Origin of the sequence: Paenibacillus sp. M2 (assembly GCF_046713495.1) — a bacterium.
Taxonomy (GTDB): domain Bacteria; phylum Bacillota; class Bacilli; order Paenibacillales; family Paenibacillaceae; genus Paenibacillus; species Paenibacillus amylolyticus_B.
On sequence record NZ_CP169648.1, the window covers coordinates 2026384 to 2042853 of the forward strand.

The following is a 16470-nucleotide window of genomic DNA, read 5'->3' on the forward strand; positions in this document are numbered from 1 at the left end:
CCTTTACAAGCCTTTTGTTTTGTCATTGTTGTAGGATGAAGTGAGAATGCCTGTAATGAAGAGAGTCAATACGATTGCAATAATCCAGAATGTCAGTGAAAATGACATGCCCTTCGCACCTCCTGCACAAGCTCATTTTCTTCTATTATAACCATTATAGGTAGAAAAGAAATGCTTCACCCTATTATTTGTAAAATAAAAAGTGTGTGGGCACCGGTCTGAGGTTGCCATCTGAAGGGTTATTCACAACCCGATTATTCAGAATAAGCGAGGATGATCCACCGCCATCCAGATTATAGGCGTCGATCACCCCAAGCTTGTACAACCGCCCTTGCAGCTCTTCAAGGGTAGCACCGGAACTTCCGCCCTCATTATATCCGTCAACTACAATAATCAATAACTGATCATCCTTATAATTGCCAATGACTGTACGTGGTGCTCGTTTGGGTGATACTTTCCATTTGGCAGGAATTGTGGTTTTACGCCCATTCTTTAGCAGCACCGGAACAAACGTAGCCCCAAATTGCGGTTGCAGGCGATCCAGTGAGTTTTTGTCGAAGAACTTGCCTCCGACCAGTTTGCCGGTATCGTTAAGTCCTACAAAAAACAGATCTTTGAAACTGGCCTGGAAACCGTTCACGTACTTCCCGTCCATGATGGTTGTGCTAAGTGGATAACGTTTGCCGCCACTGTCAGCAAATCCACCTGCGTTAATTCCGGCAATTGCACCGTTACGCTTCACAGCCTGCATGGTCGTCTCAGAACGCCCAGGTTCACTGTCTAGAGCCATCTGCATGGCTGTAGGGTCTTTTAGCTTGATCTTCATGGCATAGCCCTTATAGCTGCCAGGATTCACTCTGTACATTTCAATCGTTAGCCGGTCACTGTCTACCCGTTCAAATGGAACGCCAAGCTTGGATGAAATCCGTTTGTTGTAAATCGTTTCCGGACGATCCGCCTGGGCAGAAGCCTTCTGCACAAGTGTAGACATTGTACTTGTTGTTTTATTATAGAGCTGTGTCGTTCTTTTAATAGAAGAAGAAGTCTGGACAGCAGCATCTTTTGCCCCCGCAAGCTCTTGGCTAATTGCTTGGGTCCAGGGTGTAATCGTATCCTCTGACAGTTCGGTCGGCGTCAAACCTCCGGGTTCAAGTGGAGGACGAAGCAGCAGCAGGCATATTATCAATCCAACAAAAGGAGCGAGTGCAAGCATAAAAAAACGATTAACCTGTTTGACGGGTGTAATCATTTGAGCAGGTCCATCTTTTTCTGGAGTGTCTCCAGTTGTTTTTTGACTTCGCTCAGCTGGGTATACAGTTTGTTGCTGTTATCCGTTTTGTCACTTGCATTATCCTTGGTGAAAGTCAGCAATTCATTAAAGGATTGAACCTGTCCCTGCAGGTTTTCTACTTCCTTTGATATCGTTGTTAGCTGATTTTCGTAGTCGGTTTTTAGCGCTGCGATCTGCTGCTGATTATGGGCTTGAAGCTGATTAATCATCTGTTGCTGGAGATGGTTACTATAATAGTAGGTTCCAACGACTCCTAGTGCAATGAGAACAATCCACATTACCAGAAACAGCTTGATTGAAGATCCAGCCTTGCCTTTGGCGCTCCGGGTGTGATGGATGTCAGAGGACGGGGCAGATGGTTTCATATCATCACTCCTGGTCATTAATAGGTACAAAAAAATTTCCAGTCCTCATTCTATCATGCCCCTATTGATTACGCAAAAATGAAATTCTTTACTTAATAGAGTAAAAAGAGATTGCATCGGAAGGAAGTCCTAGGATACAATTTCTTATAGATGCAATAAGTAGGAACTTTGGGCAGGTTTTTCGACTTTTTTAGATAGAAATGCAGGAAGTTTATACTATATTTTGACCTTTCCGGGGATGGGAAGATGGACGTTATGGTGTTTTTATAACAAAATACAGTGAAAATAGAGCTTTTTTATCGGCTGCCTCCTGTATTTTTCTGTTTTTCGACATAATCCGACCTATGCTTCTTCTATACTCGGATTGTCGCATAGACGATGAAATCATCATGGCAGAATTTAAAAGTTATTTGTCCAATACATAACAGGGGGAACAACAATGAAAAAAGTATGGCAGGTGGTCATCATAGATATCCACCCCACCAGCATGCTCGGTACAAAATTGATTTTGGAAGAGCAGCAAGATCTGACGGTACGTGGCATGACTTCGACCGGAACAGAAGGGCTCGATCTGGTGAAAATTCACCAGCCTGATCTGATTCTGATGGATTATCGTCTTCCAGAGGGACAGGCAGATCAATATATTGCCCAGATGAAGAATCTGTCACCTCATAGTCACATCATCATTCTGACGGATGAAGACAATGTGAAGCTGTTTCGTCATCTGATGAGTCTTGGTGCAAGCGGCATGTTATCCAAACAGGCTTCCCCTAGCCAGCTGATTCATCTGATCTCTGGGTTACGTGAGGGCCATGTGTCCATTCCATTGGCGTGGTTAAACAGTGCGGAGTGGGCGCAACCTGTGGAATCTCCGACAGAATCACGTGTCATTGAATTAACAGAAACCGAAACTTTTATCATGGAAAGAATTGTTCAGGGTGTAACCTATGATAAAATAGCGAATGAGATCAACGTTAGCAGACGTTCCATTGATAATTACCTGCGTAAAATATACGTGAAGCTGGAAGTAAGCAGTAGAGCGCAGGCCATTGAACGTTATGCCTTGCACGCAAGACAAGTGAAGACGGGATCCTGACGAAACAGGTTTGTTCTTCCCATGATCACAACAGTTCGGTATGCATCCGGTCATATTCGATGGCGAGCAGGAATAGGTTGTAGGGCTGCGGACTGCGAGTACAGTTTCGGAATAGGGATGAAAGGGGAACGGATCGATGAAATATTTCTTTGCTTCCCGTACCAACAGGCTTTTGTCGTCACCACTGAGGGATATACGTGAGATGTCTGGCAGGGATTATTTCATTTCTCTGGCAGAAGAATTGCCTGCGGAGGAGTTGTTTCCTTTCAAATTGTTGGAAGAAGCAGCGGTGTCTGTCTTTAGTTCAGGCCCCTCCGCATTGCAATATGGAGAGCCAGCAGGCTACACACCCCTAAGAGAGTGGTTGAACAAAGACTGGAATGCACGCAAAGGCATACGAACGGTACCCGAGCAGATTCTGTTGACCACTGGTACCCAGCAGGCCATCGATCTGGTGATGCGTCTATTGCTTGAGCCAGGAGATTCTGTACTGGTTGAACATCCCACATCTCCAGGCTGTCTTGAGGTTTTGGAGATGCAAGGAGCCAAGATTGTGCCCGTAATGGGTGATCGGGACGGCATACTGCCAGACCTTTTGGAGCATCACATGCAGCAGGTTAGACCGAAGCTGCTTTTTGCTGCACCCAGTTTCTCGAATCCGACCGGTGCTTTGTGGAGTATGGAGCGGCGGGAGGCTGTCCTTGAGCTGTGTTCGCGCTATGGTGTACTGCTTGTGGAAGATGATTCTTACGGAGAGCTCCATTTCGATGGCCTTGGGCCAACGGAATTCTATCGTAAATATCCTTCACTCTTTGCACTGGATACTGCCGATCAGGGTGGACATGTTCTCTACATTGGTTCATTCAGCAAAACAGTAGCGCCCGCTCTTCGAACCGGATGGGCCGCTGGACATCCTGCGCTGATTCAGGCAATGGCCTCGGTTAAACGAATTGCAGATGGTCAGTCCAGTCCGATGAATCAGCGGCTGTTGTATCAATTGCTTGCTCATTCCCCTTTTCGTTGGAGTGATCACTTATCCATGTTGAATCGGGAGTACAATACAAGGCTCAAGCTGATGCTTGAACTGTTGAAAAGACCGGGCTGGAAAGGGTGTCAGTACAACATTCCAGAGGGCGGAATGTATCTATGGGTACAGTTGCCGGAAGGATTGGATAGTGGCGCTCTGCTTAAAGCGGCTTTGCCCAAAGGTGTATCTTTTCTTCCTGGATCACTATGCTCCACAGGTGTACAGGATCAACGTTACATCCGATTAAACTTTAGCCATCCGGGCAGGGATGAATTGCTTCTTGGCATGAACCTGATTAGTGAAGCCATTTCCGAATTTACGGCTCGTAGCTAAGTCAGATCAAAAATAGATTTTGTAGCAAAAATAAAAATTGGTTCATGACCAAAGTGATTACGTTATTGCATCCACTAACATTTTTATATATAATATGAATTAATGAGTTGTTGGTTTCTTTATATAAGCTACAATGGTGGCCAGTTCAGGAAAAGCACTCATATATTTTATCTAACGGGGGAAAATTCAACATGTCTAATATTTTATTTGTTAAAGCAAATGACCGTCCTGCAGATCAAGCAGTCAGCGTTAAATTGTACGATGCATTCTTGAGCGCATACAAAGAGTCCCACCCAGGTGACACAGTTACTGAGTTGGATCTCTACAATACAGAATTCCCATTCTATGGTAACACTGCTATCACAGGTACTTACAAAGCAGCTAACGGTTTTGAACTGACAGCTGACGAGCAAAAAGCAGCTGCACTTGCAACACAATTGCAAGATCAATTCCTGGCAGCTGACAAAGTTGTATTTGCATTCCCACTGTGGAACTTCACTGTTCCAGCTCCATTGGTAAACTACATTGCTTACCTGAGCCAAGCTGGTAAAACATTCAAATACACTGCTGAAGGTCCTGTAGGACTTGCTGGCGACAAAAAAGTAGCTTTGCTTAACGCACGTGGTGGCGTTTATTCCGAAGGCCCAATGGCAGCTGCTGAAATGTCCCTGAACTTCCTGAAAACAGTTCTCGGCTTGTGGGGCATTCAAAACCCTGAAGTAGTTATCGTTGAAGGACATAATGCTTCTGCAGATCGTGCTGAAGAAATCGTTACTGCAGGTCTGAAATTGGCTTCCGAAGTAGCAGTAAAATTCTAATAACAATCTTCTATATAGAACACATCAAAACACCTGTAGTCTCCACTGGAGATGACAGGTGTTTTTTTTTTTGCATTCTCATTTTTTTCACATCCGTTACTTCAGATGATTCCAGTTTAGATCCTGCCTGTATTTTTTAAGTAAAACTCAGATGATTCAGCAATGTGTGCAAGGTCGTCCTTATTTTCACCAGATACAGAATACGTTACATCGAGTTCATTAATGGTTCGTTCAATCATATCATTATCCTCAAGCATGTGTGCATGCTCGGTTAACGCCTGTACTCCCTTAATTGTCAGAATATACTTTCCACGGGAGAGGCGTTCAAACCAGCCATAATAGTTTTTTTGCAGAATCGCTGCTGCAGATCCTACGCCTGTCTGTCTGGCAAGGTTGGCCGGAGAGGCTTCTCCGTTCGTTCGTAGAGCGGATGCGACACGTAAAGCCTTCTCACGATATGCTGTGACCAGCTGTCTGCGTGTGCTGCCTCCCGTATTGTAGTCTCCACTGCGTTCGTCGAATTCCTTGAGCAATCGTTTCCGTCGAACACCGCTTTTGCGGGCAACTTGATTGGCACTAGTAGTGGGCGTCTGGGCGGAAGGTTCGCACAGTACATCAATCAGGGGGGCTTTGGTTTTGTAAAATGTGACAGTCAGCAGCCCCAGACCAAGTTGTCTGCATAGTGCAGCCAGTTCGCTCCAGCGCTGGTTCACAGCTCCGCGTTTACTGCGATTGCGCTCGACGGCCAGATACACGAACGGGCTAAGCTTCAAGCGTTGCATACCCTGTAACAACAGGGAGAGGTTAAATGTTTTTTTCATCTCCACAATGAGTGGTTCGTCCTGGTCCGATCTGACCCCTACGAGGTCACAATGTCTGACTTCCGCTTTGACGTCGAAGCCACGCTGCTCGAAGAAAACCTTCACAGGCGAATATAATTCGGTTTCGTATTTCACTGCCATCGTCCGTGCTCCTTTCCAGAAGTGGCCTGTCTCTGACCATGTGTTGTCCGTTATCCTGAATTTAGAACCCTCATTATATCATATTCGTTCTTTTTTTTCTGAAGGCACAAGATGTCTGATAGAACAGGGAAAAGCCAAAATTCGAAGCGGTTGATTGAAAAAAAGAGGTCAACTTATCCGAATTGCCGCATAGGTATGTAATACACTTTTCACAACAAAACAAGACGTTTGGACAGAGGGTGGCGGGACTACACAGGACCGCAAGATTGGTATTCAAGCAGGAGCCGCAATTCTATTGATTTCTTCATACCATTCGGAATGGTTGACAATCACACTAAAGGAGCCATGGGAGGTACCAAGCATGAATATTTTTGAACGCGTTGCGGAACATCGGGCAGAGAGTGACCGTTTGACATGGAACGGAACATTTGAAGATTATATTGCACTGCTGAGAGAGGACCCGACTCCGGCAATGACGGCTCACGCCAGAGTGTATGAGATGATTGAATCGTTTGGCGTGGAAGAAGTAGGTGGGCATAAGCGGTACAAGTTTTTTGAACAGGAGATCTTTGGACTGGATCGTTCGATTGAAAAGCTGGTTGAAGAATACTTCCACTCGGCTGCACGTCGTCTGGATGTGCGTAAACGGATTTTGCTCCTGATGGGTCCCGTAAGTGGAGGGAAATCGACGCTGGTGACGCTGCTGAAGCGGGGGCTTGAACAGTTCTCGCGGACAGAGAAAGGTGCCATATACGCCATTGATGGATGCCCGATGCATGAGGAACCGCTGCATCTGATTCCACTGGAGCTTCGTCCTGAAGTGGAAAAGGAAATTGGAGTCCGTATTGAGGGTAACCTTTGCCCATCCTGCCAGATGAGACTGCGTACCGAATACGGTGGTGATATCAGCAAGGTGCCGGTGGAACGGGTCATTGTTTCCGAAGATAATCGCGTGGGAATAGGAACGTTCAGTCCATCCGATCCGAAATCACAGGATATTGCCGATCTGACGGGGAGTATCGACTTCTCCACCATTACCGAGTTTGGTTCCGAATCTGATCCACGTGCCTATCGTTTTGATGGGGAGTTGAACAAGGCGAACCGTGGACTGATGGAGTTCCAGGAGATGCTGAAATGTGATGAGAAATTCCTCTGGAATCTCCTGTCGCTCACGCAGGAAGGGAACTTCAAAGCAGGACGTTTCGCCTTAATCAGTGCAGATGAAATGATTGTGGCGCATACGAATGAATCGGAGTATAAGTCTTTTATCTCCAACAAGAAGAATGAAGCACTGCAATCCCGGATGATTGTCATGCCGATTCCGTACAATCTGAAAGTGTCCGAGGAAGAGAAAATCTATGCCAAGCTCATTCAGCAAAGTGACATGAAGCATGTTCATATTGCACCGCATGCACTGCGGACTGCAGCCATTTTTTCCATACTTACCCGCTTGAAGGAAACGAAGAAACAAGGCATGGATCTCGTTAAAAAGATGCGCATGTATGATGGTGAAGAAGTGGAAGGATACAAAGAAGCCGATCTTCGGGAGATGCAAAATGAGTATTTGGATGAAGGAATGTCCGGCATTGATCCACGGTATGTCATTAACCGGATCTCCAGTGCTTTGATCAAGCAAAATCTTCAGTGCATTAACGCGCTGGACATTCTGCGGGCGATCAAGGATGGTCTGGACCAGCATGCCTCGATCACGAAGGAAGAGCGGGAGCGTTATCTGAACTTTATCGCTCTTGCACGCAAGGAGTATGATGAATTGGCCAAGAAGGAAGTGCAGAAAGCATTTGTGTACTCATTCGAGGAATCCGCAAGAACGTTATTCGAGAATTACCTCGATAACATCGAAGCATTCTGCAACTGGTCCAAGATTCGTGATCCGCTCACGGATGAAGAGATGGACCCGGATGAGCGTTTGATGCGTTCAATCGAGGAGCAGATCGGGATCTCCGAGAATGCAAAGAAAGCGTTCAGAGAAGAGATTCTGATCCGAATCTCGGCATACTCCCGCAAGGAGCGCAAGTTCGAATACAGCAGCCATGACCGTTTGCGTGAAGCGATTGAGAAGAAGTTGTTTACTGATCTGAAAGACATCGTCAAGATCACAACCTCAACCAAAACACCGGATGCAACACAATTGAAACGTATGAATGAAGTGATCAAACGTTTAATTGAGGAACATGGATATACCGCAGCCAGCGCGAATGAACTGTTACGTTATGTGGGCAGTTTGCTTAATCGCTAATCGGCAACAAACCATTCCGGATCAGGCTCCTGATGTCTGCTGTGAGGCTCCTTCACAGCAGGGTCAGGGCCTTTTTAATTACATGAAGGTCCATATTAGTCTAAAAAGCTGACAAATAGGGTTAATTTTAAAGAGAATTAGTTCTAATGGTATATGTATATTTAGGTATTTTAGTCTATAATCAATACATATATTTACAATTTAAAGTAATTTAGTGTTTATTAAGGAGCTGACTGAACCAGATATGAGTAGTATTTCCGCAACAAGACAGAAGCAACTTGATTACATGGGATTAACCGCAGGGGATCTAAAACTGCTTGCCGATCATCGGCCTGTTTTTAAAAAAGTCGTTAATGAAGTAGTAGATCATTTCTACAATCATGTGGGAAATTATCCTGAATTGGTAGATCTGATCGCTCGATTCTCTACCATTGATCGTCTAAAAGAAACACAGAAGATGTACTGGTTATCGATGACAGATGGAATCGTGGACGACGCATATATTGAGCAACGGATTGCAATTGGGCTAGTGCATTCCCGTATTGGCCTGTCCGAAGATTATTATCTGGGTACCTATATGGTATACCTTGATATTGCAACGAGCATATTCCAACAGGTTATCCCCGATTCCTGGCATCTTGTTATTCAGGCGCTCAGCAAAATGTTTAATCTGGATTCACAGCTTGTCCTTGAGGCATATGAGAAGAAAGAAAAAGAAAAGTTACATCAGCTTGCCGATGACCAACAGCATACATTGCACGCGATTACGCAGATTACCCAAGAGCTTACAGGCATGATTAGTGAATTAAATGAGAGTGCAATGGCTATATCGAGTGTAGCCAAAGAAACAGCGGCTTCTCAGGATCAGGCCCAAGTTCTGCTCACCGAATTGACAGGGGAGATCCAGCAGATTGGAAAAATGGGTGAACTCATTCGCGAGATATCGGATCAGAGTCATCTTGTCGGTCTGAATGCAGCGATTGAAGCTGCTCATGCAGGAGAGTTCGGACGTGGCTTCGAAGTAGTCGCTAGTGAGGTGCGCAAGCTTGCAGCCAGTTCCCGGGATGCCCAGGGTAAGATTCAGTCTAATCTGGAGCAGATCATGAAGAAACTGAGCAGTGTGCAGCAGGAGTCGGATCATACGTCCAGAGGGGCACGTAGCCAAGCTTCACGCTCGGCTGAACTCGCTGTATTCGCAACAACAATGGAGAAACTGTCTCTGGATTTGAAGAATCTGGAACAGCAGGAATAGAGCTTAAAAGCATTAGGAACCTTCCATACCGTTTCAGGCTGTTTTAAGCTATAATGGGTAGACAAACCTGCCGATGTTATAGAAAATGCAGCCGGAGACAGGGGATTCGAAAGAGGTTGAGGTGATCAGATGGCTTCTATCCATGATGTAGCCAAGGAAGCGGGAGTATCTGTTGCAACCGTTTCCAAAGTAATAAACGATTATCCTGATGTAAGTGAAAAAACACGCAAAAAAGTCAATATAGCCATCGAATTATTGAAATATCAACCCAATGTGGTCGCACGTGGACTTGTCAAACGCCGTTCATGGACGGTGGGAGTGCTGTTAACGGTTCCGTTTACGAATCCTTTTGTGTCGGAGTTGCTGGAAGGAATCAAGACAGCGCTGGAGAACAGTGGATATGACCTGGTCCGGTTGTCTACTCGATTCGATGATCCGGCGTACTCGTTCATCAAACATTGCCGCAGTCGTAATGTGGATGGCGTTGTGGTATTCGGGGAAGGCAGAGAAAACGCGAGTATTCAGGAACTGGTGGATGCAGAGATTCCAACGATGTTTGTTGATACGGACATGTTGGGCAAACGTGCTGGTTACATTACTACGGATAACGCGAACGGGATCTCGATGGGTGTCAAACATCTGCATGAGCTTGGGCACCGCAAAATTGCCTATATCTCAGGGACACTTGGACCTGCAGTAGCCAATCTGCGATTGGAAGGATATCGGGAAGGGCTGCGAGAATGCGGCATCCCATATTCTACGGTATATCTGGAAGTCTGCGATTACTCATTCGACGGGGGGAGCAAGGCTGCCCGGAGATTGCTGGCACTTCAGGACCAACCAACGGGAATTGTCTGTGCTTCAGACATGTCTGCCTTTGGTGCGATTCATGAAATTGAAAAGCATGGACTGAGTGTACCGGAAGATATCTCGGTTGTCGGGTTCGATAACACGTATTATGCTGAGGTATTCAAACCGGGGTTGACCACGGTGAATCAGAATATCTATTCTATTGGCATTAAGTCCATCGAATATCTGATTGCCATGATCGAGAATCCATCTTATTCTCCTCCTGTGGTGACGGAACCTTCCAATCTGGTCGTCCGTCAGACGACAGCACCCTTAAAATCCTAAAAATGTAAATAGTAAAGATGTTTACGCGAAGCACAGCTAATAAGCTGTGCTTTTTGTCGTTCTATATCTAACTTGGAAACATATGGTTAATGGAGTGATGCAAGTCCTATAGTTTAACGGGTAAACAAAGTTTACTGGCAATCGTATAATGAAAGTGCTTACAATTTTCTGTCCATTAGCATCTATCCATCCTGAATAACGATCTTGTAAAAGGCTGGCACATGGCAGAGCAAAGGTTATTCTTCACAAACAACGAACCAAGGAGGAGATCGGATGCATTTGAGAAAATGGTGGAGCTTGTGCTTGTCGGCTGTATTGATCTTCAGTTTGTTCCCAAGTGTGGGAACAGGAGGGACACGTGCTGCGGCTGCGGACGTTAAGACTGGCGATGATGGAGTACTGTTCGAGGCTAATTTTGAAGATGGTGTGTTGGGACAATGGCGTCCACGTGCGAGTGAAAAGCTTGATATCGTAGCGCAAGCAGGTCACGACAGTACACGCAGCCTGAGAACCTCTTCCCGTACCGAAACGTTCCATGGACCCTTAATTGAAGTCATAGACCATGTACAGAAGGGCAGCACGGTTCATATTTCGTTTTGGGCCATGTACGATGAAGGACCGGACAGTCAGGTCATCAACGGTTCACTGGAGAAAGAGTACAATAACGACGCTTCAAGTCGAGAATATGCTACGTTTGCCTCTGCAACTCTGAACAAGGGACAGTGGAAAAAAATCGAGGCAGATGTGGTGATCCCTGGAGAAAATAGCGGCATCACCGGATTCCGCATGTATGCAGAGACACCTTGGAAGACGTCAGCGGAAGTGACGCCGGCGGATACGATTACTTTTTACGTGGATGATGTACTGATCACGGAAGCCGAAAAAATTGAAATAGAGCCGAACATTCCGAATCTAGTGGATGTTGTGGGACAACACTATGCAATGGGAGCGGCAATCGACCAGTCTGCACTGGATGCGGAAGATCCGCATTCCCAACTGTTGACGAAACATTTTAATAGTATTACAGCTGGAAACTTTATGAAAATGGATGCGATGCAGCCTCAGGAAGGACAGTTTGTCTGGTCAGAGACAGATCGCCTGGTGAAGTTTGCCGAAGCAAATGATATGGAAATCAGAGGTCATACGCTGTTATGGCATAGTCAGGTGCCGGACTGGTTCTTTACCGATCCGAATGATGCTTCCAAACCTGCCACGCGGGAACAGTTGCTTGCAAGGATGAAAACCCATATTCAAACCATCGTTACCCGGTACAAAGGAAAGGTTCATACATGGGATGTCGTCAATGAAGTCATCTCGGACGGAGGCGGCTTGCGGAATGAGGCCAGTAATTCCAAGTGGAGAGATATTATTGGGGATGTAGATGGCGACGGAGATGACAGTGATTACATTGAGCTGGCTTTCCGATATGCACGTGAGGCTGACCCTGATGCTGTACTGGTTATTAATGACTATGGAATGGAGGGCAATGGAAACAAGGTAAATGATATGGTTAAGCTTGTAGAGAAGCTGCTTGCCAAAGGAACACCGATTGATGCGGTTGGATTCCAGATGCATGTGTCGATGTACGGACCGGATGTAAAGCTCATTCGTGAGGCTTTTGAGAAAGTGATTGCTCTTGGTGTGAATGTACAGGTTACGGAGCTGGACGTTTCGATCTATTCAAGTAATTCTGAACTGGAGATGCCTGTCACAGATGAATTAATGTTGCAACAAGCTTACCGTTATCGTGAACTGTTCGACCTGTTTGACGAGTTGGGAAAACGCGGCGTAATGGACAGTGTTACCGTATGGGGACTTGCGGATGATGGTACATGGCTTGACAACCATCCAGTTAAAGGACGCAAAGATGCACCATTGTTGTTTGATCGTAAATTGAAAGCAAAACCGGCCTATTGGGCACTGGTGGATGCTACCACTCTTCCGATCTATCGTAATGAATGGACAGCATTGAAGGCCAGCCCTTCTTTCCCGAATCACAAAGGACAGGAAGATATTCTTTGGGGTGCTGTGAAAGGACTCGAAATTAATCATCTGGCAGATGGTACATCTGCGGTTACGGGTGAGGCTCGTATGATGTGGGATGCGAAAAAGGTGAATTTACGAGTGGAAGTGAAGGACACCACACGTCGCAAAGGGGATCAGGTGCAGGTTTTCCTCGCGGAAGAAGTCAAGGGGACAGGCGCTGCAACTTCTGAAGCTGATCTGTCTGCCAAGAAGAAAAATCCGCCGTCTGCAAATGGTCAATATACATTTAAACGGGATGGCGGTAAAGGCAAAGATAAAAATACTTACAACGTACAGGAGACAAAAACCGGTTATGTTGTATACGCATCACTGCCTATGTCAGCTGCTTTACTTACCGAAGGCCAGGTCTTGTCTCTGGATTTTCGGATTACGGATGAATATGCTGCTGGAAAGACAGCGACCATCGTTTGGAATGATATTTCCAATCAACAGCCCGACAAACCAGCCAACCGGGGCAAACTGAAGCTCGGTTCTGTCTTGAAACAAACCAAGGTCACTTATGGCAAACCTGTCATTGATGCAAAAAAGGATAACGTCTGGAAAAAGGCTGCATCTGTTAAGACGGATGTCTGGGTGGTCGGAAACTCAGGTGCAAAGGCGACTGCGCAGCTGTTATGGGATGAGAAATACCTGTACGTATTGGCAGATGTGAAAGATCCTTTGCGAAGCAAATTAAGTTCTAATGCACATGAGCAGGATTCGATCGAGATTTTTATCGACCCGAGCAAAGATCAGACAACATTGTATCAGGAGGATGACGCCCAGTACCGGGTCAATTTTGATAATGAGACTTCTTTTGGAGGAAATGCACGGAAAGAAAGTTTCAAATCAGCTACCCGATTAACAAGCGGAGGGTATACCGTTGAAGTGGCAATCCCACTAGATAGCGTTCGTGCTGAAGAGCAAAGATGGATTGGGTTTGATCTTCAAGTTAATGATGATGGCGCGGGAGATGGCAAGCGAAGCAGTGTGTCCATCTGGAGTGATTCATCAGGTAATTCTTATCAAGATACTTCCGGTTTTGGCAGTCTGTTACTGACTCGTAAATAGAATATTTAGTTGCGAATTAGAATATGAGAATGTTAGCTATTCAAGATTGTATATCTGGAAATAAGTGTTGATTTTAAAGGCTGGGACGTTTAGACTATATACATTCAAATAAACGGGTTCCAATGTATGATAACGGCTTCAACTAAGTCTGTTGTCACGAGTCAAATGATGCGGAGGGAGTGCCTGTCATCCAGACAGCGCACTCGCTTCTTTTTTACATTTTTGCATACATACGAAGCATTTCCCGGTTGAAAGGACAGAGTGAGTGGAGCACCTACATGGTACGTACAACTTAGAACTTGTTATTTTATCCTATATTATTGCATCGTTAGCTTCGTACGCAGCCCTTGACCTTGCAGGCCGTGTAAGTCAGGCTAGCGGAATGGCGCGGAATGTATGGCTTACCTGCGGTGCATTCTCAATGGGGCTGGGAATCTGGTCCATGCATTTCGTAGGTATGCTGGCTTTTGTTCTGCCTACGCAAGTCTCCTATTCTACCGGTAAGGTTGTTTTATCTGTTCTACTCGCTATTGTTGCATCGGGGGTGGCCTTGAACATTGCGGGTAGACAAACGGGCAGGATAAGCAAGCTGATGATTGCTGGAGTACTGATGACAGCAGGGATCAGCTCGATGCATTATGTGGGAATGGCAGCGATGTCAACTCCGGTTACGTATGAACCAGGCAGAGTGGTATTATCCATTCTGATTGCAGCACTTGCTTCCTTTGCGGCATTGTGGCTCATGTTTTACTTCCGTTATCATCAATCAAGACATACCTGGGTTTACAAGATGGGCAGCGGTCTCATTATGGGTATTGGAATCTCTGGCATGCATTATACCGGGATGTCAGCCGCACATTTCCATCATTCACATGGCTCGATGGTAAGTTCAGGGATGCAGATTGAGCCAGGCATTCTCGCCTATTTGATCGCATCGGGCACATTTATTGCTTTGGGCTTGACGTTGTTCGGCATATTTATCAATCAGCGAATGTCACAGAAAGATCGACGGATTCATGAGAATGAGCAATGGTATCAGGCCCTGTATCATAACCATTCGGATGCCATTATTTCAGTGGACAAGGAAGGTATTGTCAAAGGCATTAATGCTGCGGTAACAACAATCACCGGTTATCCTGAAACAAGGGTCATGGATCGCTCCATTGATGAAATTGTTCAGCAGATCGATATAGAATGGATCAGTGAATTCGATTCCATCGATTGGGATGATCATAAGCTGGAGCAGGCGCATTATATGGCTAAGATGAGAGATATACAGGGTGAACTTCTGGATCTTAGTATTGTTGTGGTTCCTGTAGTCATTGATGGTAACCATGTGGGAAGCCACATTCTGATCAAGGATATTACGGAGGAGAAACAGGCTCAGGAGAAGATTCGTCACCAAGCTTTGCATGATCCGTTGACGGGGCTGCCCAATCGGCGCAAGCTGGATGAGGTGCTGGCATGTACAATCCAATCTTCAGAAGAAAAAGGACATTCGTTTGCTGTTATGGTGATGGATATAGACCGATTCAAGATGATAAATGACTCTTTGGGACACTCCGTTGGAGATGTATTTCTAAGAGAAGTCAGCAACCGGATCATGAAAGCCATAGAATCTTCGGATCCCTTGGCTATGGAGAATGTCATGCTGGCCCGGATGGGCGGGGACGAGTTCACACTCGTTGTGACCCAGGATCAAGCGACAGAAGTAAGAGTGGCAGAACTTGCTAAACAGATTGTTGAAGCCATTCAGTTACCCTACCGCTTGAAGGAGAATGACTTTTACGTAACCGCCAGCATTGGAATTGCGATGTACCCGGATCATGGAGTTGGCGTGGATGCTTTGCTGAAACATGCGGACTCCGCCATGTATGAAGTGAAGAAAAACGGCAAAAATGGTTTCCAATTCTACACTGCCCAACTGGATTCGGAACTATATGAACGCATTGAGCTGGAGGGTTATCTTCGTAAAGCGTTGGAACGCGATGAGATGGTCCTGTACTATCAACCACAGATTCGTACCGAGGATAGCCGCATGATTGGTGTGGAGGCTCTTATACGTTGGAACCATCCACTCAAAGGACTGCTTGCACCCAATGTGTTCATCCCGCTTGCAGAAGAGACCGGTATGATCTATGAGATTGGCAAATGGACGCTGCGCGAAGCATGCAGGCAGATGAAACTCTGGCATGCAAGCGGTGGGCCGCTCATTCCGGTATCGGTAAACTTGTCCAGCCAGCAGTTCCATCAATCGAATTTGGTAGAACAGGTCAAGAACGCACTCTTGGAGACAGGGCTGGAGGCACGGTACCTGGAGCTGGAGATTACAGAGAGCATGATGATGGATGCCACGGTCTCTACGGCAATTCTGAATGAACTTAACGCACTGGGTGTCAAGATCAGCCTGGATGATTTCGGGACGGGATACAGTTCACTGAGTTATCTGAAGCATTTCCCGATTCACAAGCTCAAGATTGATCGTTCGTTTGTGACGGACATTACAGAGAGTCACAGCGATCAAGCCATTGTGGCGACCATTATATCGATGGCACAGAATCTCAAGATGGAAGTCATTGCGGAAGGCATTGAGACGAAAGGCCAACTGGATATTCTGATGCAGAATGATTGCCGGGAGATTCAGGGATATTATTTCAGTCGCCCACTGCCGGCAAGTGAAGTGGAGCATGATTTTTTTGTACCGCTGCGATTGCAGGGGAATGGTGCACCACCGGTACCATCCTAATTTTATGTATGCCAAGCGGCAAGTCCCCGTGTATGTCGGGAGCTTGCCGCTTTTTTTGTTTTTTTATGGTATGTCGCCATTCTTCATACGTGA

The 16470-nt window shown here is 45.9% G+C and carries 11 protein-coding genes; 8 read left to right on the plus strand and 3 right to left on the minus strand.

The features are described from left to right. Window positions 1-184: 184 nt before the first annotated feature. On the minus strand, window positions 185-1249 hold the full coding sequence (locus ACETMN_RS09360; protein WP_411736048.1) for a phosphodiester glycosidase family protein: 1065 nt from the start codon (window positions 1247-1249) through the stop codon (window positions 185-187). Beyond that, complete coding sequence (locus ACETMN_RS09365) at window positions 1246-1656, minus strand: uroporphyrinogen-III C-methyltransferase (protein ID WP_091014659.1); 411 nt, start codon at window positions 1654-1656, stop codon at window positions 1246-1248. The genes ACETMN_RS09360 and ACETMN_RS09365 overlap by 4 nt, the downstream gene beginning before the upstream one ends. Window positions 1657-2095: 439 nt before the next feature. On the opposite strand from ACETMN_RS09365, the gene ACETMN_RS09370 reads away from it, so the two are divergent. The 3 genes from ACETMN_RS09370 to ACETMN_RS09380 all read left to right on the plus strand — a co-directional run bounded on the left by ACETMN_RS09370 (window position 2096) and on the right by ACETMN_RS09380 (window position 4930). After that, window positions 2096-2752 carry a response regulator gene (locus ACETMN_RS09370; protein WP_411736049.1) on the plus strand — a complete coding sequence of 219 codons (657 nt, stop codon included), beginning with the start codon at window positions 2096-2098 and terminating at the stop codon, window positions 2750-2752. 136 nt (window positions 2753-2888) lie between these two features. Continuing rightward, window positions 2889-4112: a PLP-dependent aminotransferase family protein gene (locus ACETMN_RS09375; RefSeq protein WP_411736050.1), complete on the plus strand. Its 1224-nt coding sequence runs from the start codon at window positions 2889-2891 to the stop codon at window positions 4110-4112. A 191-nt stretch (window positions 4113-4303) separates the two neighbouring features. Beyond that, window positions 4304-4930 (plus strand): FMN-dependent NADH-azoreductase, encoded by a 627-nt coding sequence (locus ACETMN_RS09380; RefSeq protein ID WP_091014655.1) that lies wholly within the window; start codon window positions 4304-4306, stop codon window positions 4928-4930. Between the two features lie 116 nt (window positions 4931-5046). Here the strand turns inward: ACETMN_RS09380 and ACETMN_RS09385 are convergent, their stop codons facing one another. Next, entirely contained in the window at window positions 5047-5892 is an 846-nt protein-coding gene (locus ACETMN_RS09385; RefSeq protein WP_411736051.1) for a DUF2161 domain-containing phosphodiesterase, read from the minus strand. A 361-nt stretch (window positions 5893-6253) separates the two neighbouring features. Here ACETMN_RS09385 and ACETMN_RS09390 point away from each other — a divergent pair, with 361 nt between their 5' ends. The 5 genes from ACETMN_RS09390 (at window position 6254) to ACETMN_RS09410 (ending at window position 16377) form a co-directional block, all read left to right on the plus strand. Further along, window positions 6254-8149, plus strand: a complete 1896-nt coding sequence (locus tag ACETMN_RS09390; RefSeq protein ID WP_036610009.1) for a PrkA family serine protein kinase — start codon at window positions 6254-6256, stop codon at window positions 8147-8149. A 244-nt stretch (window positions 8150-8393) separates the two neighbouring features. Further along, the gene (locus ACETMN_RS09395) at window positions 8394-9401 is read left to right on the plus strand and encodes a globin-coupled sensor protein (protein WP_091014650.1); all 1008 of its coding nucleotides are present in this window, start codon (window positions 8394-8396) and stop codon (window positions 9399-9401) included. 129 nt (window positions 9402-9530) lie between these two features. Then, window positions 9531-10535 (plus strand): LacI family DNA-binding transcriptional regulator, encoded by a 1005-nt coding sequence (locus tag ACETMN_RS09400; RefSeq protein ID WP_091014649.1) that lies wholly within the window; start codon window positions 9531-9533, stop codon window positions 10533-10535. Window positions 10536-10808: 273 nt separating this feature from the next. Next, window positions 10809-13631: an endo-1,4-beta-xylanase gene (locus ACETMN_RS09405; RefSeq protein ID WP_411736052.1), complete on the plus strand. Its 2823-nt coding sequence runs from the start codon at window positions 10809-10811 to the stop codon at window positions 13629-13631. Between the two features lie 265 nt (window positions 13632-13896). After that, a complete protein-coding gene (locus ACETMN_RS09410) occupies window positions 13897-16377 on the plus strand; it encodes an EAL domain-containing protein (RefSeq protein WP_091014646.1) in 2481 nt (826 codons plus the stop codon). Window positions 16378-16470: the final 93 nt, after the last annotated feature.

Coding starts and splice junctions, on each gene's coding strand:
- ACETMN_RS09365 (WP_091014659.1), bottom strand. CDS start 1,656: ATGAAACCATCTGCCCCGTCCTCTGACATCCATCACACCCGGAGCGCC.
- ACETMN_RS09375 (WP_411736050.1), top strand. CDS start 2,889: ATGAAATATTTCTTTGCTTCCCGTACCAACAGGCTTTTGTCGTCACCA.
- ACETMN_RS09370 (WP_411736049.1), top strand. CDS start 2,096: ATGAAAAAAGTATGGCAGGTGGTCATCATAGATATCCACCCCACCAGC.
- ACETMN_RS09390 (WP_036610009.1), top strand. CDS start 6,254: ATGAATATTTTTGAACGCGTTGCGGAACATCGGGCAGAGAGTGACCGT.
- ACETMN_RS09400 (WP_091014649.1), top strand. CDS start 9,531: ATGGCTTCTATCCATGATGTAGCCAAGGAAGCGGGAGTATCTGTTGCA.
- ACETMN_RS09385 (WP_411736051.1), bottom strand. CDS start 5,892: ATGGCAGTGAAATACGAAACCGAATTATATTCGCCTGTGAAGGTTTTC.
- ACETMN_RS09405 (WP_411736052.1), top strand. CDS start 10,809: ATGCATTTGAGAAAATGGTGGAGCTTGTGCTTGTCGGCTGTATTGATC.
- ACETMN_RS09395 (WP_091014650.1), top strand. CDS start 8,394: ATGAGTAGTATTTCCGCAACAAGACAGAAGCAACTTGATTACATGGGA.
- ACETMN_RS09380 (WP_091014655.1), top strand. CDS start 4,304: ATGTCTAATATTTTATTTGTTAAAGCAAATGACCGTCCTGCAGATCAA.
- ACETMN_RS09360 (WP_411736048.1), bottom strand. CDS start 1,249: ATGATTACACCCGTCAAACAGGTTAATCGTTTTTTTATGCTTGCACTC.